The sequence below is a fragment of the Nocardia iowensis genome (assembly GCF_019222765.1).
In the GTDB taxonomy this organism is placed as follows: domain Bacteria; phylum Actinomycetota; class Actinomycetes; order Mycobacteriales; family Mycobacteriaceae; genus Nocardia; species Nocardia iowensis.
This window is the reverse complement of sequence record NZ_CP078145.1, coordinates 8411208-8428131: the sequence shown is the minus strand read 5'-3', so window position 1 is coordinate 8428131 and position 16924 is coordinate 8411208. Positions and strand designations below refer to the sequence as shown.

Here is a 16924-nt window from a genome sequence, read left to right as displayed (position 1 = left end):
CCCAGCCTCGAATGATCAGGGCTGAGCCGGTGTGCGAGGAAGGCGGCGCGGTTACTTGGTGTTTGCTGAAGCGCGGTGAATGCTGGGTGCGGGCGAGCGAGGAGGCGGGATGGCTGCGAGCGGACCGGAGCCGGTCGGCGCGGCGCCGACGGTCGGCGGCGTGCGATGGGTGATGCTCGCCGTGCTGTGCGCCAGCCTGCTGCTGGTGGCGATGGATGCCACGATCCTGAATGTCGCATTGCCGTCGCTGATCGGCGACCTGCAGGTGGGGCAGCTGGAGCAGCTGTGGATCATCGACGTCTACGGGCTGGTGCTCGGCGGCCTGCTGATCACCACGGGGGCCGTCGGTGACCGGGTCGGCCGCAAGCTGCTGTTCCTGGTTGGTTTCGTGCTCTTCGGTCTGGCATCGGTGGTGGCGGCGACCTCGCAAAGCTCGTGGCAATTGATAGCGGGCCGGGTGCTGCTCGCCGTCGGTGGGGCGATGGTGATGCCGTCGACGCTGTCGCTGATCAGGAACATCTTCACCGACGCGAAGGAACGCACCCTCGCCATCGGCATCTGGGCCGCGGTGGCGGGTGCGGGGGCAACCATCGGCCCGATCGTCGGCGGCGTGATGGTGGAGCATTTCGGCTGGGCGTCGGCATTCTGGTTGAACGTGCCGGTGGTCCTGCTCACCGTGGCGGTCGGCGCCTGGTTGTTGCCGGAATACCGTGCGCCACAATCAGGTTCGCTGGACTGGCTGGCGGCCGTGCTGTCCATCGCCGGCATCGTCGGATTGGCATGGGGCATCAAACATATCGCCAAGGGCACGCCCGACCCGGTGGACTGGATCATCCTGCTGCTCGGTGTGCTGCTGCTCGCCTGGTTCGCCCGCCGCCAACTCGCGGCCGCCGATCCGCTGCTCGACGTGCGGTTGTTCCGCAACGGCGCGTTCGCCGCGGCCGCCATCGCAACGCTGCTGGCCATGCTCGCCATCGGCGCCGCGCTGTTCCTGATCTCGCTGTGGTTGCAGTACGTGCACGGCTACTCGCCGTTCGAGGCGGGTCTGCGCACCCTGCCCTCGGCATTGACCCTGCTGGTCGCGTCGCTGGCGACCCCGTGGTTGATGCAGCACATCGGCGTTCGTGCCGTGCTGGCCATCGGCCTCGGCGCGCTTGCCGTCGGCTTCCTCGGTTTGGCGCTGAGCCCGGAACCGACGACGTATCCCGTTGTCGCACTGGTGCTCGTGTCCTTCGGTCTCGGCGACGGCCTGGCGATCACCGCGGCCGCCGCCGTCCTGGTCTCCGCGGTGCCGCCCGAACGTGCCGGGCAGGCAGGCGCGGTCTCGGAAACCAATTACGAACTGGGCATGGGCCTCGGCGTCGCCCTGCTCGGCAGCATCCATGCCCGCGTCTTCACCGACAACATGGTCGACCTCCCGCTGCGCGGCGAAAACCTCGGCACCGCAAAGGAATCCGTCGGTGGCGCCGTGGAAGTAGCGAGCCGCCTGGACAATGCGTCCCGCGAACAGGTCCTCGCCGCCGCCCGTCACGCCTTCGACGCGGCCCTCACCACCACCGCCTACCTCTCCGCCGCCATAGTCACCGCCGTTGCTGTAGTCGCAGTCCGGTTGGTCCCCAAAGGTTTCCGGGTCACCGGTTCCCACTAACCGCCGTGTTCACCGCGAGTGGCACACCGTGGCGAGGGCTTCTCGCTTCGTCGGAGCCATGTGCCACTCATCGCCGACCGGGGGCTAGGTCCAGGTGGCTGATTCGGGGGCGATGCCGTTGGCACGGGCATTGGCGTCGATGATTTCGCGGAGCCAGGTGGCCAGGCCGGGGGAGACGGTGTTGTAGAAGGCGGTGAAGCCAGGGTCGGTGGCGTACATCCGGCCCAGGCAGACGTGCATCGAGTGGGTGCAGTCGAAATAGGTGCTGATCGATGCGCGGTGCCGCTCGGCCAGTGCGTTGGCCTGGTCGCTACCGGGGGCAACTTCAGTGCGATGTGCCGCGGCCAGATCCGCATTGAGTGCCTCGACGCTCTCGGCGATCTGCTGCCATTCCTCGGCGGTCCTGCCTGCGGCGCGTTCGGCATACTGCGCCCACTGGGTGGTGTCGCCCCAACGATCGCGCGCTTCGTGCACCCAGGATGGTTGCCAGTGCTGACCGAAGATGGCCACCTGCTCCTCGGCGGGCAACAGAATGCCGGACTCCCTGGCTTCGATCAGCCGATCCAGCGCGTCGCCCATCTGTTGCAGCCGGGCAACGCGCTCGCGAAGCTGGTCGCGCTGTCGGCGCAGCGATGCCGTCGCATCGGTTGCCGGTGCGTCCAGCAAGGCGCCGACGTCGTTGAGGGGGACACCCAACTCGCGGTAGACCAGCACCCGATGGATACGGGCCAGGTCCGCGGCCGTGTAGAGCCGGTAGCCACCGTTGGTGCGCTCGGACGGCCGGACGAGTCCGATCGCATCCCAATGATGCAGCGCCCGAACCGTGACGCCCACGAGCGACGCGACGGCACCGACGGTGAGACCAGCGCCTACCTCGGTGTCATCGAAGGCTCGATCAGTCACGCCGTCCAGTCTGTCAGCCGGGCCGGTGAGCCCCGACGACCTCGCCTCTGATGAGTGCGAGTAATCCGTCACTTTCGAACGTATGTTCGATACACTGTCTGTAGTGGAACCGGCGAAGAGCGGGGGATCATGCGCGAGTCGTCGTCAGGTCTGTTGAAGTTGCTGGTGAACGAGGTGGCGTTGGGGCACGGGTATGCGTGTGGGGAATCCGCCGGCGAGTTCGTGCTCACCGGGCGAGGATCCCGGCGGATCGTTCTTCCGTTCACCCGATTGGAGCGTCGGGTCGCTCGCGCGCCACGGCAGCTGTGGTCGACGCTGGTGCGGGATCGCTTGGAGATGCAGATCGCCGATCTGGCCGCTGGCCACCTCGATACGTCACGGCTTGCCTCCGTGCGACCACTGTTGCGGACCCGGCTCTGCTCGGCGCGCACCAAGGGACTGATCAACGATGTGCGGCGGTTGGTCGCGCCGGGCCTGCTGCAGCGGGTGCTCATCGACTTCGGCGACATCATGACCCCGGTGACTTACAGCAACGCGCAAGGCTGGGGCGCAACGGAATCCGACCTGTTCGACATCGCCGAGCACAACACCCGCGCGGCGAGCAGGCTCGACCTGACGGCCGCCGACATCGACGGCATGGACGACGTGGATATCCAAATGCTCTACGGCGCCACGGATTTCGTCACCGCACACGTGCGCTGGCTGGACGACTATCCGGTGGTCGGCCCGTGGGGCGCGCTGCTGGTCATCCCCGGCCACACCCACCTGCTGATCCATCCGATCACTGGCCCCACCGTCTTCGCCGGAACCAGCCTGCTGGCCCAACTGCTCGTCGCGGGCGAAGCCGAGTCGAGGCCGGTCAGCCGCGCGATCTACTGGTGGCGCAACCGGATCACCGTCGACATTGCCGCCACCATCCGCGGCACCGGCGACTGGATGGAAGTCGTCCCCGCCGACCACCTCGAGTCATTGCTCGAGATCATGCGCAGGGATTGAAACGACCGGTTCCCGCACACCGAGGGATGCGCGGGAACCGGATACGTTGATCGACAAGCGAACCCGTCGCCGAACTACGAGACGACGGGCAGGTAGACCGCGTTACCCTTGTCGACGAACTCGGCGGACTTGGCCGCCATCCCGGCCTCGATCGCCTCGACGTCGGTGAGCTGGTTGCGCGCGGCGTACTCGCGGACATCGGCGGAGATGCGCATCGAGCAGAACTTCGGACCGCACATGGAGCAGAAGTGCGCGGTCTTGGCGGGCTCGGCGGGCAGCGTTTCGTCGTGATATTCCCGGGCCGTGTCCGGATCCAGCGACAGCGCGAACTGGTCGCGCCAGCGGAATTCGAACCGCGCCTTGGACAATTCGTCGTCCCGCTGCTGCGCGTGCGGGTGCCCCTTGGCCAGGTCGGCGGCGTGCGCGGCGATCTTGTAGGTGATCACACCGACCTTGACGTCGTCCCGATTTGGCAGCCCGAGGTGTTCCTTCGGGGTGACGTAGCAGAGCATGGCCGTGCCCGCCTGCGCGATGATCGCGGCGCCGATGGCCGAGGTGATGTGGTCGTAGGCGGGCGCGATATCGGTGGCGAGTGGGCCGAGAGTATAGAACGGCGCCTCTTCGCAGAGTTCCTCCTCGAGCCGCACGTTCTCCACGATCTTGTGCATCGGCACGTGACCCGGCCCCTCGATCATCACCTGCACGCCATGGGATTTCGCGATCTTCGTCAGCTCACCGAGGGTGCGCAACTCGGCGAACTGCGCCTCGTCGTTGGCGTCGGCGATGGAGCCGGGACGAAGGCCGTCACCGAGGGAGAAGGTCACGTCGTACTTCGCCAGGATCTCGCACAGTTCCGCGAAGTTGGTGTACAGGAACGATTCCTGATGATGCGCCAAACACCAAGCGGCCATGATGGATCCGCCGCGGGAGACGATGCCGGTGACCCGCTTGGCCGTCAACGGCACGTAGCGCAGCAGCACGCCCGCGTGCACGGTCATGTAGTCCACGCCCTGCTCGCACTGCTCGATCACGGTGTCGCGGTAGATCTCCCAGGTGAGTTTGGTCGGATCGCCGTTCACCTTTTCCAGTGCCTGATAGATCGGCACGGTGCCGACCGGGACGGGCGAGTTGCGCAGAATCCACTCGCGGGTCTCGTGGATGTTCTTGCCGGTGGACAGGTCCATGATGGTGTCCGCGCCCCAGCGGGTGGCCCACACCATCTTCTCGACCTCCTCGGCGATGGAGGAAGAGACGGCCGAGTTGCCGATGTTCGCGTTGATCTTCACCAGGAACTTCTTGCCGATGATGGTCGGCTCCAGTTCCGGATGCTTGTGATTGGCGGGGATCACCGCGCGACCGAGCGCGACCTCGTCCCGCACCATTTCCGGCGACACACCCTCGCGAGCGGCGATGAAGCGCATCTCGGGCGTGATGATGCCCTGCCGCGCCCAGGCTAGCTGGGTCGGCGGCCCCGCGACCTCGGGTTTGGTCCAGGTATCGCGTAGCTTCGGCAGACCCGCTTCGAGGTCGATGTCCGCGGTGTCATCGGTGTACGGGCCGGAGGTGTCGTAGACGTCGAAATGCTCGCCGTTCGTCAGATTGACCCGGCGCACCGGAATGCGCAGGCCGTCCACCTCGGTGTAGTGCTTGACACTGCCTTCGATCGGTCCGGTGGTGACGGTGTCGATGACTTCGGAACCGTCTTTGGACGTAGCAGCAGCCATAATATTTCCTCCCTACGCCGGCATTACCCGGTCAGGTTCATACGGTCGACGGCCCTAGCCGTCCTCTCAGCCCGCTGGTGCGAGCCCCCGTTGGCGGTGTGAAATTTTCCAGCCCGACCCTACCTCCCGACCCCGACCGCCCGCCCCATGATCGGAGGAACATCCAAGTCGGCACCGCTGACAACAGGCCCGCCGCCGGTAGATCCGACACTGCGCACTTCACCTCGGAAGCGGACCCGGACGCGTTGTCCGGGAGTGCGAAAACGCCCGAGCTCGCCGACGAGCTCGGGCGCATCAGGGTGCGCTACTTCATTTCGTCTTGCCGTTGTACGCGTCTCGCATCTCCTGCAGCACGATCTTCTTCATCCCGTACATCGCCTGCATGGCGCGGTTGATGGCCTCGCGGTCGTCGCCGGTCACCAGTTCGTAGGCCTCGCTCGGCCAGATCTGCCACGGGACGCCGTACTTGTCGTTCAGCCAGCCGCACTCGATCTCCTTGCCGCCGTCGGCGAGCAACGCCGACCACAGCCGGTCGACCTCGTCCTGGCTGTCGCAGTTGACCAGCAGCGACATGGCGTGGGTGTAGTGGTAATCGCCGCCGCCGTTGATGGCGGTGAACTTCTGGCCGTTGAGTTCGAAGTCGACGACCATGGGCAGGTCGGACGGCCGCCCGCTCGACTCGCTGAAGTACTGGACGTCGGTGATCTTGGAGTCGGCGAACAGCGAACAGTAGAACTCGGCGGCTTCCTCAGCCTGTGTGTCGTACCAGAGGTTGGTGACAATCTTTTGCATGGCGGTCCTCCCGGCCGATGTCGGTGCGTTGTCTCTGTACAGACGATGCGGCAGGGCGGAATTCATCGCAGCGGAACAAAAAACCTGGCCCCCGACCGGTGTTTCCGGTCGAGGGCCAGGCATTGGTGCGACTACTAGCGTTCGCGCGGGCCGATCGGGAAACCGAGTGCGCCGAAGGTGGCGTTCAAGTTGATCTCGATCTGGGTCAGCAGCGCGTTGAAATCGGCCAGCATGGACACCACGTTCTCGGTGCGGCAGCCGACCTGGTCCGGTGCGTTGGGTGCCAGGCGCGATTTCAACCAGTTGAGCGTGTCGGCCATGCCCAGCGAGGGCAGGGTCAGATGCTCGCTGAGATGGTCACGCTTGTAGATGACGGACGCGCCACCCGCGCACCACTGCTGACTCAGCCGATCATTGGTCCACACCGGCACCGCCTCGTCGAAGACGCCCTGGTACAGGAAGATCGGCGCGGTGGGGATGTTCCGTCCGAGCACCGTCGACTCGAAGACCTCTTTGATCTCGGGCACCGCGAGGAACTCGGGAATCGAGATGGTCAGCATGCGCCCGTAGTCGACGAACATCTGGGTGAGCGCGTTGCGCGGCAGGCACTGGCGCTCGGTCCGGTCCATCAGCGCCCGGCCCTCGGGAGTCAGGTACCGATCGGCCGCCTCCTTGAACTTCGGGATGGCCTTGCGTAGCGAGGAAATGCCGATGCCGATCAGGGAGGAGAACATCGACCCGTTGACGTGCAGCAGCGACACGACATCCGACGTGGGCGCGCCGAGGGCAATGCCCTTGACGTTCAGCTCCGGCGCGTAGGTCGGCTGCATTTCGGCCGCCCAGCCGGAACCCATGCCGCCACCGGAGTAGCCCCACATCGCGACCGGCGTATTCGCACCGTCCAGGCCGAGCGGCTCGAACCGCTCGGCGGCGCGAATGCCGTCGAGGGTCATGTAGCCGGGCTCCTTGGGCACCGTGAGGTGGCCGTTGACGCCCTCGTAGTCCGGCACCGAGATCGCCCAGCCCTGGCTGATCAGGGCCGCGATCCCCAGCAACTCGCTCTGCGAGTGGATGCCTTCGAGACCGGCCAACCCGGACCCCTGCTGCAGCACGAACGACGGTGAGCAGTCCAAATTGGCACTGTCGTAGTAGAACTGCAGCGAAACCAGCGGCCGGGACCGGTTCGGGTCGGCGAGCGCGGGCAGGATGACGGTGGTGACCGCCGCGGTGGGTTGTTCGTTCAGGTCGGTGGTGCGGTAGAGCAGCTGCCAGGCACGGACGTTGATCGGCAGCACGGTCAGCGCCGCGAGGCGAACCTCGCGCGAGCGGAGAATGGTGCCCGGCTCCGTCGCTTCGAAACCTTCGGTGGGTTGATAGAACGAATCCTGGTGTGGGAGTGGGATTGCGGCGGCCGGCGTGGGAGTGACTACGCCGGTCAGCAGCACGGTGGCCATGGCGACGGCCATCGTCACCAGTACGGCGACCATGCGTACCGATCGGCGGTTGCGGCCGGTCGGATCCCCTTTGATCACTGACACGTATGCGTCCTTCCTCATCATGTGACAGCGATTACAACATGAGTTCCAGTTATCAACAAGAACTCTTTCTGAATGCCGTCGGGCTATGGTCGAAGGATGACCCGCAGCAAATCTGCCGCGCGGCCTGCCGAGGGTCCGGCTCGCCGCCGGATTCGTGGACTCGACGCCGAACAGCGCAGCGCACAGCGGCGCAACCAACTGCTCGACGCGGCCACCGAACTGTTTGCCGAGCACAGCTATTCGGCCACATCGATCGAGCAGATCTGCCAGCGCGCCTATGTCGGAACCAAGGGGTTCTACGACCATTTCGACAGCAAGGAAGCGTGCTACCTCGCGCTGCTGGAACAGCTCACCGCGCAGATCCAGCAACGGGTGATCGCCGGTGCGGTCGCGGTCGCCGAACTGGACTGGCCGGAGCGCGCCGCGGCCGTGGTGGAGGCGTTCGTGCACGCCATCGCCGACGACCCACGCCTGGCCAAGGTGACTTTCGGTGAGGCGGGTGGCATTTCGCCGACGGTGGAGCGGATGCGCCGCAGCAACCGGCGCTGGGCGGCGGCCTTCCTGGACCGGCAGTGGGCGGGCGAACCCGACAGCGATGCGGGCGTCCAGCGCGGCAGGCTCGCGTTGGCGCTGGCCGCCATCGGCGGCATGTTCGAACTGGTCGCGGACTGGCTACACCATCACGACGACGGTGGCGCTCCGGACGCGGTCGACACGCTCATCGGGGACCTGAACCGCTTCCTGTCCGTGGTTCATGCGGGCCGGAAAGTTGTTGCCGGGCAATAGATTGCGAAACGACGCGAGTCGAGCCGATTAATTCGGCTCGACTCGCGTCGTTTTCAATTGCCGGGTTGCCCGGCTATTCGCCGAACGCCGCCGCCCGCGGCACCGGTCGGGTTATCCGCGCGGACGCGCCGGTCGGATGCGTCCCCTGACCTCGCCGAGGCCGATGCGTCGCACGTCGGGTCCCGGTGCGGACGCGGTGATGACCACCTCGTCGCCGTCTTCCAGGAAGGTGCGCTGCTGGCCGTTCACCACGACGGGTTCGCTACCGCCCCAGGAGAGTTCGATGAACGACCCGCGCTGATCGGGTTCCGGGCCGGAGATGGTGCCGGAGGCGTACAGGTCGCCGGTGCGGGTGGCCGCTCCGTTCGCGGTGAGGTGGGCGAGCATCTGCGCGGGCGACCAGTACATCCGGGAGAAGGGTGGATGCGAGACCGCTTCGCCGTTCCAGGCGACCGTCAGGTCGATATCCAGACCCCACGGCTCCTTTTCCTGGAGGTAGGGCAGCGGCTCCGGGGTTTGCTCCGGCGTCGGTATCCGTGCGGGTTCCAGCGCCGCCAGCGGGGTGACCCAGGGCGAGATCGACGTAGCGAACGACTTGCCGAGGAAGGGCCCGAGCGGCTGGTACTCCCATGCCTGGATGTCGCGCGCGGACCAGTCGTTGACCAGGGTGACGCCGAATACCCGCTCGGCGAACTCACCGGTCTCGACGGGGTCGCCGAGTTCGGAACCGACGCCGACCAGGAAGCCGAGTTCGGCCTCGATGTCCAGTCGGCGGGAGGGCCCGAAATCCGGTGTGCCCGAATCGGTCCGACGCTGCCCGCAGGGCCGGACCACCTCGGTGCCGGAGACCACCACGGTGCCCGCCCTGCCGTGGTACCCGACCGGCAGGTGCCGCCAATTCGGCAGCAGCGGTTCGCTGTCGGGCCGGAACAGCCGACCCAGGTTCGTCGCGTGGTCGATGCTGGCGTAGAAGTCGACGTAGTCGCCGATCGACACCGGTAGCGCCAGCCGTACGTCGGTCAGCGCATGTACTGCGGCACTGTCGATCTCGTTGTCGACCAACTCGCGAACGCGTTCGCGCACCTCGCGCCAGCGTTGCGGGCCCTGCGCCATGAGCGCCGCCAAGCTCGGCTCGCCGAACTCCGGATCGCCCAGTGCCGCAGCGAGATCGATGACGGCATCGCCCAGTCGCGTGCCGACCCGGTAGTGCTGACCCTCGGGTGCGAAGACCCCGTAGGGCAGGTTGTCCGTGCCGAACAGGGAATCGTTCGGTACCTCGACGCGAGTCTTCACGCGGGCCCCCGTCCGGACCAGGTCCAGGCGTAGGCCGGGTCCTCGCAGGCGAGTGCCCCCTCGCCGAGTTCCAGCGGCCGGAAGGTGTCGACCATGACGGCGAGCTCGTCGAAGAAGTCCAGCCCGATGCTGCGCTCGTAGGCGCCGGGCTGCGGGCCGTGCGCGTATCCGCCCGGGTGCACCGATACCGAGCCCTGCGCGATCCCGGATCCCTTGCGCGCCTCGTAGTTTCCGCCGCAATAGAACATGATCTCGTCGGAGTCCACATTGGAGTGGTAGTACGGCACCGGAATCGACAGCGGGTGATAGTCGACCTTGCGCGGCACGAAATTGCACACCACGAAGTTGATCCCTTCGAAGGCCTGATGGACGGGCGGCGGCTGGTGGATGCGGCCGGTGATCGGCTCGAAGTCACTGATATTGAAGGTGATCGGATACAGGCAGCCGTCCCAGCCGACCACGTCGAACGGGTGGGTGGCGTACACCAGCCGCGTGCCGACGATCTGGCCGCCGGGCCGGTGCTTGACGAGCACCTCCACGTCGGTGCCGGTCGCGGTCAGGGTCTCGGCCGGGCCGTGCAGATCGCGCTCGCAGTAGGGCGCATGCTCGAGCAGCTGACCGAACTTCGACAGGTAACGCTTCGGCGGTGTGATGTGGCTGGACGCCTCGATCACATACGCGCGCAACGGTTCCGGACCCGAGGGCAGCCAGCGGTGGGTGGTTGCGCGCGGAATGAGCACCTGGTCGCCTTGCCGGGCGGGCAGTGGCCCGAACACCGTTTCGACCACGGCGGCACCGGATTCCACGTAGACCAGCTCGTCGCCGATCGCATTCCGGTACAGCGGTGACGCACCTTTGGCGACGACATAGGAAATCCGCACATCGGCGTTGCCGAGCAGCAAACGCCGCCCGGTCACCGCGTCGGTACTGGCCGGCGTGTCATCGGGGAACAGTTCGTGCAGCCGCAGATGCCGATGGCGCAGTGGATGATTCGGGGTAGTGGTCTGATCGGGCAGTTCCCACACCGTCGAGTCGACGATCGCGGGCGGCAGCCCACGGTGGTACAGCAGTGAGGAATCCCCGGAAAAGCCCTCCTCGCCCATCAGCTCCTCGTAGTAGAGCTGTCCTTGCTCGTCCCGATGTTGCGTATGCCGTTTCGGCGGCACCGCTCCTACTTGTCGATAGAACGCCATGACCGCACCTCCTGCCTGGCTTGTGGCCTGGTTCAACTGCCCCCATCGTAGTGATGACAGCAAGACCACTGTGGCGGAATCCAGCCCAGACAGTGCGAATTCTGCTGGAACATCGCCCCATCCCGCAGCATTCCGCCTAGCTATTCCCCCAGTAACTGACGATCTGCCGAAACCGGACCACTGATCTCGAAAGCACATGGGTAACTCGCCGGGCACCAGCTAACCCACCCGCCTCCCACCCGCCTCCCACCGCCGGTCGCCGACGCTACTGCCGCGCTCCGTGAGCCTGGCCTGAATACCCGGAGGGGCGGGACAGTTAAGCGTGGCGGAGGGCGCGGAAGACCGCGGCGCCGACGAAGGCGCCGAGCTCCTGCGGCGTCCATTCGCCCGTGTCCGCGAGCAGGGTGCGTACCGCGCCTTCGCCCGCCGAAACCCACTGCTCGACCAGCACGGGCAGCTTGCGATCCGCGTCCTCGGTGCCCCAGGCGCGCAACGTGGGTCGCAGCAGGATGGTGCAGCGTTCGACGGCGAGCGCGCGGCCACGTCCGAACGAATCCGCAACGGCCGGATCGGGATTGCCGTAGAGCAGGCGCCACGCGTCGGGCCGAACGGCGGCCTTCTCCAGCAGTGCGCGGAAGCCTTCGATGAAGACGGTCTCGTCCGCGTCCACATTCCGGCGCTGGATCACCTCGAGCAGGCCGTCGATCAGGTAGCTCTCCTCGCGCTGGATGAGCGCCTCGATCAGTTCGACGCGATCGGCGAAGCAGGCGTAGACCACCGGGCGGGTCACGTTCATGCGCTCGGCGACGGCGGCCATGGTGATCGCCGCGATGCCGTGTTCCACGGCGATGGCCAGCGCGGTGTCGAGCACCTGCGGGCGACGGCGTTCCGGGCCGAGGTGCGGCGCTCGCTGCCGCGGTCGCACGGCCGAATCGCTACCCATGGGCACCAACATAGCAGCGGCGGTTGCCGGGTTCTTGCTGGTCCCGCGCCTGAAGATCGACTTCCTACACCGGCGAAGGGTAATGCTACAGTCATGCATGAAGTCGGCTGGATGGTGCCGACCGACCTTGTCGCGCGACCTGCACGCAGGCGCCGGCGCGACGTGACGGCCGAGGAGTCAGCGATGACCGAAACCCTGTTCAACCCGAAGACCTGCGAATTCGCCGAATTCGACGCGGAGACCCGCCGCCTGCTGCGCGCGACCATCGAGTGGTTCGAAGCGCGCGGCAAGGCGGTGCTCAAGCAGGAGGATCGGGATCGGGTCTGGTACGCCGAGTTCCTCGATTTCGTGAAGCGCGAGGGCCTCTTCGCGACCTTCCTCACACCGGCGGCCGAGTCGAACGGCGACCCGAACAAGCGCTGGGACACCGCGCGGATCGCGATGCTGAGCAAGATCCTCGGCTTCTACTCCATGCAGTACTGGTACGTCTGGCAGGTCAGCATCCTCGGCCTCGGCCCGATCTGGCAGAGCGACAACGCGGCGGCCAAGCGGCGGGCCGCCGCCCTGCTCGATTCGGGCGAGATCTTCGCCTTCGGCCTGTCCGAGAAGGAGCACGGCGCCGACGTCTACTCGACCGACATGATGGTGCGGCCCCAGCCCGGCGGCGGCTACCGTGCCACCGGCAGCAAGCACTACATCGGCAACGGCAACCAGGCCGCGCTGGTCTCGGTGTTCGGGCGCCGGTCCGACAAGCCGATCATCGACAGCGCCAAGGCGCTGGAAGGCAAACCGACACAGCAGGATTACGAGGGTTACCTGTTCTTCCTCGCGGACAGCAAGCACGAGAACTACCGGCTGCGCGGCAATGTCGTCGACAGTCAGATGTATGTGGCCGCCTTCGACCTCGACAATTATCCGGTCGCCGAGGAGGACATCCTGCACCGTGGCGAGGCGGCCTTCCACGCGGCGATGAACACCGTCAACGTCGGCAAGTTCAACCTCGGCTTCGGTGCCGTCGGCGCCTGCGAACACGCCTACTACGAGGCGATCACGCACGCCGAGGACCGAATCCTGTTCGGCCACCGGGTCACCGAGTTCCCACAGGTGCAGGCGCTGATGACGGATTCGTACGCGCGGCTGATGGCGATGAAGCTCTACAGCGGGCGCGCCATCGATTACCTGCGCTCCGCCGCCCCCGAGGACCGGCGCTACCTGCTGTTCAACGCGATCGAGAAGATGACCGTCACCCGGCAGGGGCAGCGCATCATCGAGGACCTCGCGGACGTGATCGCCGCCCGCGGCTTCGAGAAGGACATGTACTTCCCGATGGCGATGCTCGGGCTGTTCGGCCTGCCTCGGCTCGAAGGCACGGTGCACGTGAACATGGCGCTGTCGCTGAAGTTCATGGCCAACTACATGTTCCATCCCGCCGACGCGGGGCTGGCGGCGCTGCGCTTCCTGCCCGGCGCGGGTTCCGTGCCGAAGGCGACGGTACGCGCGGTCTCCGGTGCGCTGAGCTGGTCGAGCCGCAGGCTGACGCCACGCGCCGGTGCCGCGGTGCCGAAGCTGCGCGCCGAATTCGCCGGTGCCGCATACGCTCCCGTGCCGACCCGGCGGGACGCGGCCGACGACGAGTTCCTGTTCCGCCAGGGCCCGAGCAGCGGCCTTGGCCGCATCCGGTTCAGCGACTGGCGCCCGGTCTTCGAAAAGTTCACCCACGTACCGAATGTCGCGGTATTCCTGGAGCAGGCGCTGGCCTTCCAAACGCTGCTCGCCGCCGCGGCACCGACCGCCACCCAGCAGCGCGACGTGGACTTCTTGTTCGCGCTCGGCGAGCTCTTCACCGCGATCCCCTATGCCCAGCTCATCCTGGAACAGGCGGAAATCGACGGCACCGACCCGGCTCTGCTCGACCAGATCTTCGACATCTTCGTCCGCGAGTTCGCCGAGCACGCCCTCACCCTGCACGCCAAGCCCGCCGCCACCAAGCCCCAGCAACACCGAGCCCTCGACCTCATCCGTCGGCCGATCGCCGACCGCGACCGCTTCGAACAGGTGCTGGCCAAGGCCAGGTCCCTGGCCGGTACCTACGAGATGAACCCGTAACGGACGGGCTCCTTGCCGCTAGTCGGCGAATTCGGCGATTACCGGGGCATGGTCGCTGGCGCCCTTGCCTTTTCGTTCCTCGCGGTCGACGAGGGCGTCGGTCGCGGTGGCGGCGAGGGCCGGGGAGGCGAGGATGAAATCGATGCGCATGCCCTCTTTGCGGGGGAAGCGGAGTTGGGTGTAGTCCCAGTAGGTGTAGACGCCCGGGCCGGGGGCGTAGGGGCGCATGACGTCGGCGAAGCCGGTGTCGACGATGGCCTGGAAGGCGTCGCGCTCCGGTTGCGAGGTATGGGTTTTGTTGGCGAAGAATTCCGGCGACCAGACGTCGTCGTCGGTGGGGGCGATGTTCCAATCGCCGACCAGGGCGATCTTCGCTTGCGGGTCTTCGGCCAGCCAGCGGGCGCCGTTGTCGCGCAGGGCGGCAAGCCATTCCAGCTTGTAGGCGTAGTGCGGGTCGTACCGGGAACGCCCGTTGGGGACGTACAGGCTCCACACACGGACGCCGCCGCAGGTCGCGCCGAGCGCGCGTGACTCGACCACCGGCGCGCTGATCAGTGACTCACCGGCTTCCTTGTCGAAGCCGGGCTGGTCGGGGAAGGCGGGTTCGACATCGGTCAGGCCGACCCGGGACACGATGGCCACGCCGTTCCACTGGTTGATGCCGAGATGGGCGACCTCGTAGCCGAGTTCGTCGAAGCGCTCGAACGGGAACTGGTCGTCCCGGCACTTGGTCTCCTGGAGGGCCAGCACGTCTATGTCCTGGCGGTCCAGAAACTCCGCGACCCGGTCGAGCCGGGAGCGGATCGAATTGACATTCCAGGTGGCGAGGCGCACAGGTGCCTTCCTTGGGTATAGGTCCGATTCCGTTCTACCGCAGGTCGGCAGAACCGGCGAGCGCGGCCGGAGCCGCATATCGATACATGTGATGTTCCACGAAACCGAGCTCCCGATACAGCGCGATGGCCCCGCTGTTCCCGGCCTCGACCTGGAGATAGGCATGGGTCGCGCCGCGGCCGACGCCCCAGCGGATCAACTCGGCGCACACCAGGGAACCGAGTCCCTTCCTGCGGTGCTCCGCGCCAACCGCCACGCAGGTGAGACCGATCCAGCGGCGCCCGTCCGGCGCGGTGGTGACCGCGCCGCGGCCGATCGCGATCGGCCGCGGCACGCCGAGCGAGGCGAACCCGAGCTCACCGTCGCGCACGGCGGTCAGCACCTCGACGTCCGGCTCCGGAGCCGAAAGTCGCTGCGCCGTAGGCGCTTCGCCCTCGAATCGGTTCAGCTCCAGCCAGGCGTCGTCCGGCGTGGCGGCCACGCGCACCATCGAAGGGCCCTGCGGGAGCACGAAATTCTCGATATCGATGGCCATCATGACGGTCTCCCGCCAGCTGTTCCAGCCCGGCGGGATGGGCGCGAGCCGGTCGGGCAGCGCGAGCAGCAGTGGCAAGCCGTGTGCGGTGTACCACTCGCCGATACGCTGGATAGCTTCCGGCGTTACCAACGCCGGTCCGTCGGAACTGCCGAGCGGCACAGCGGAATTGGCGCGGCCGGTGAACCCGCGCCCGGCGCGCACCAGCCACCCGTCGATCCAGGTGTGCTCGATGCCGGGCCAGGCATCCGCCGCCGCGGCCTCCAGCGCCCTGATCTCGCGAGTCCGAATCGGCCTCGGACCCAACGCTTTCAACGCGACCACCCGATCCGGGGTCACCGAAACGACCTGCCCGTCGGCGTCGCGCACGGTCGGCGGATCGAGCGAGATCAGTTCGCCGATCACATCGGTGAGCGGCTGTGGATAACCGGCGGGCAGCCGATAGCGCAGTACCACGCGACGGCCGAGCGGAATCTCCGAAAGCGGGGCTCCGTCAGTCGTCATGACCGAACGGATCCGCCACGGTGCCGGGGATCCAGCTGAGTCCCGGTGTGCCCCAACCGTTGCGCTTGATCGCCTTCTTCGCCGCGCGGGCGTTGCGCCCGATCAGCACGTCCACATAGAGGTAGCCGTCCAGGTGCCCGACCTCGTGCTGCAGCATGCGCGCGAAGAAGTCCTTGCCCTCGATCTCCACCGGCTTGCCGTGCTCGTCGGTGCCGGTGACCCGCGCCCATTCGGCCCGGCCGGTCGGGTACTGCTCGCCGGGCACCGAGAGGCAGCCCTCTTCGTCGTCGTCCGGGTCCGGCATGGTCTCCGGAATCGCCGAGGTCTCCAGCACCGGGTTGATCACCGCGCCGCGGCGCCGGGTCGCCGTGCCGTCGGGCGCGATATCGGGGCAGTCGTAGACGAACAGGCGCAGCGGCACCCCTACCTGGTTGGCCGCAAGGCCGACCCCGTGCGCGGCGTCCAGCGTCTCGTACATGTCCGAGATGAGCTCGGCCAGTTCCTCCGGTGATTGAGTGACCCGTTCGGTCGGGTTGTGCAGAACCGGGTCGCCGACGATCACGATCGGAAGGATAGCCATGGGCACAATTATTGCCGCGCCGCAAGGTCGCCGACTTGCGGGGGCGGCAACCTACCGGCGACACGCGTACTGGCAGGTAGCAAACACGCCGCGCCGTACCCCCGGCTATCCCACGGTCTCGTGGTTGAATGATCCGCGACGTACAAGCACCATTTTTCGTCTGGTGGTAACTCGGCGAGGGAGCAAGATGGACGGCGCAGCGGCACGGAATCTTTCCGCGATCCAGGGCGACCCTTCCGCGAGCGGCGATGTCACGGCGGCGGAATCGACCGGCGACGGTGACGGTCTGAGCCGTCGCGAACACGACATCCTGGCCTTCGAGCGCCAGTGGTGGAAGTACGCGGGGGCCAAGGAAGAAGCCATTCGTGAGCTGTTCGGCATGTCGCCGACCCGGTACTACCAGGTGCTGAACGCCGTGGTCGACCGGCAGGAGGCGCTGGCCGCCGACCCGATGCTCGTCAAACGGTTGCGTAGGCTGCGGGCGAGCAGGCAAAAAGCCAGAGCCGCGCGACGGCTCGGTTTCCAGGTATGACCGGACTAGGCTCGAGT

General features: G+C 66.8%; 15 protein-coding genes and 1 riboswitch. Of the genes, 5 read left to right on the top strand and 10 right to left on the bottom strand.

Features of this window, described 5'->3' with window-relative positions; translation table 11 throughout:
• Positions 1-109: 109 nt before the first annotated feature.
• Positions 110-1648 carry an MFS transporter gene (locus KV110_RS38935; protein ID WP_218472092.1) on the top strand — a complete coding sequence of 513 codons (1539 nt, stop codon included), beginning with the start codon at positions 110-112 and terminating at the stop codon, positions 1646-1648.
• Between the two features lie 84 nt (positions 1649-1732).
• Here KV110_RS38935 and KV110_RS38930 read toward each other — a convergent pair whose 3' ends face one another.
• Entirely contained in the window at positions 1733-2551 is an 819-nt protein-coding gene (locus KV110_RS38930) for a MerR family transcriptional regulator (RefSeq protein ID WP_218472091.1), read from the bottom strand.
• A gap of 129 nt (positions 2552-2680) precedes the next feature.
• On the opposite strand from KV110_RS38930, the gene KV110_RS38925 reads away from it, so the two are divergent.
• A complete protein-coding gene (locus tag KV110_RS38925) occupies positions 2681-3547 on the top strand; it encodes a hypothetical protein (RefSeq protein WP_218472090.1) in 867 nt (288 codons plus the stop codon).
• Between the two features lie 74 nt (positions 3548-3621).
• On the opposite strand, the gene thiC is transcribed toward KV110_RS38925, so the two are convergent.
• The 3 genes from thiC to KV110_RS38910 all read right to left on the bottom strand — a co-directional run bounded on the left by thiC (position 3622) and on the right by KV110_RS38910 (position 7601).
• Positions 3622-5271 carry a phosphomethylpyrimidine synthase ThiC gene (thiC, locus tag KV110_RS38920; RefSeq protein ID WP_218472089.1) on the bottom strand — a complete coding sequence of 550 codons (1650 nt, stop codon included), beginning with the start codon at positions 5269-5271 and terminating at the stop codon, positions 3622-3624.
• Positions 5265-5372: riboswitch (TPP riboswitch) on the bottom strand. (Overlaps the previous gene by 7 nt.)
• A 208-nt stretch (positions 5373-5580) precedes the next feature.
• Positions 5581-6063, bottom strand: a complete 483-nt coding sequence (locus tag KV110_RS38915; protein WP_218472088.1) for a VOC family protein — start codon at positions 6061-6063, stop codon at positions 5581-5583.
• Positions 6064-6197: 134 nt separating this feature from the next.
• Positions 6198-7601 carry a lipase family protein gene (locus KV110_RS38910; RefSeq protein ID WP_218472087.1) on the bottom strand — a complete coding sequence of 468 codons (1404 nt, stop codon included), beginning with the start codon at positions 7599-7601 and terminating at the stop codon, positions 6198-6200.
• Between the two features lie 96 nt (positions 7602-7697).
• Here KV110_RS38910 and KV110_RS38905 point away from each other — a divergent pair, with 96 nt between their 5' ends.
• On the top strand, positions 7698-8387 hold the full coding sequence (locus tag KV110_RS38905; RefSeq protein ID WP_246634232.1) for a TetR/AcrR family transcriptional regulator: 690 nt from the start codon (positions 7698-7700) through the stop codon (positions 8385-8387).
• Between the two features lie 111 nt (positions 8388-8498).
• Here the strand turns inward: KV110_RS38905 and fahA are convergent, their stop codons facing one another.
• The 3 genes from fahA to KV110_RS38890 all read right to left on the bottom strand — a co-directional run bounded on the left by fahA (position 8499) and on the right by KV110_RS38890 (position 11816).
• On the bottom strand, positions 8499-9680 hold the full coding sequence (fahA, locus tag KV110_RS38900) for a fumarylacetoacetase (RefSeq protein WP_246634231.1): 1182 nt from the start codon (positions 9678-9680) through the stop codon (positions 8499-8501).
• Positions 9677-10873, bottom strand: coding sequence for a homogentisate 1,2-dioxygenase (locus tag KV110_RS38895; RefSeq protein ID WP_218472085.1), 1197 nt, complete (start codon positions 10871-10873; stop codon positions 9677-9679). Before KV110_RS38895 ends, fahA begins: the two co-directional genes overlap by 4 nt.
• A 316-nt stretch (positions 10874-11189) precedes the next feature.
• Positions 11190-11816 carry a TetR/AcrR family transcriptional regulator gene (locus tag KV110_RS38890; RefSeq protein ID WP_218472084.1) on the bottom strand — a complete coding sequence of 209 codons (627 nt, stop codon included), beginning with the start codon at positions 11814-11816 and terminating at the stop codon, positions 11190-11192.
• A gap of 183 nt (positions 11817-11999) precedes the next feature.
• Here KV110_RS38890 and KV110_RS38885 point away from each other — a divergent pair, with 183 nt between their 5' ends.
• Positions 12000-13922: an acyl-CoA dehydrogenase family protein gene (locus KV110_RS38885; protein WP_218472083.1), complete on the top strand. Its 1923-nt coding sequence runs from the start codon at positions 12000-12002 to the stop codon at positions 13920-13922.
• 18 nt (positions 13923-13940) lie between these two features.
• Here the strand turns inward: KV110_RS38885 and KV110_RS38880 are convergent, their stop codons facing one another.
• Genes KV110_RS38880 through KV110_RS38870 form a run of 3 tightly spaced genes read right to left on the bottom strand, consistent with a single transcriptional unit; the run spans position 13941 to position 16375 of the window.
• Positions 13941-14756: an exodeoxyribonuclease III gene (locus KV110_RS38880; RefSeq protein ID WP_218472082.1), complete on the bottom strand. Its 816-nt coding sequence runs from the start codon at positions 14754-14756 to the stop codon at positions 13941-13943.
• A 34-nt stretch (positions 14757-14790) separates the two neighbouring features.
• The gene (locus KV110_RS38875) at positions 14791-15795 is read right to left on the bottom strand and encodes an N-acetylglutamate synthase, CG3035 family (RefSeq protein WP_218472081.1); all 1005 of its coding nucleotides are present in this window, start codon (positions 15793-15795) and stop codon (positions 14791-14793) included.
• Positions 15785-16375, bottom strand: coding sequence for a peptide deformylase (locus tag KV110_RS38870; RefSeq protein ID WP_218472080.1), 591 nt, complete (start codon positions 16373-16375; stop codon positions 15785-15787). The genes KV110_RS38875 and KV110_RS38870 overlap by 11 nt, the downstream gene beginning before the upstream one ends.
• 187 nt (positions 16376-16562) lie before the next feature.
• Here KV110_RS38870 and napA point away from each other — a divergent pair, with 187 nt between their 5' ends.
• Complete coding sequence (napA, locus tag KV110_RS38865) at positions 16563-16907, top strand: nucleoid-associated protein NapA (RefSeq protein ID WP_218472079.1); 345 nt, start codon at positions 16563-16565, stop codon at positions 16905-16907.
• The last annotated feature ends 17 nt before the right edge of the window (positions 16908-16924 follow it).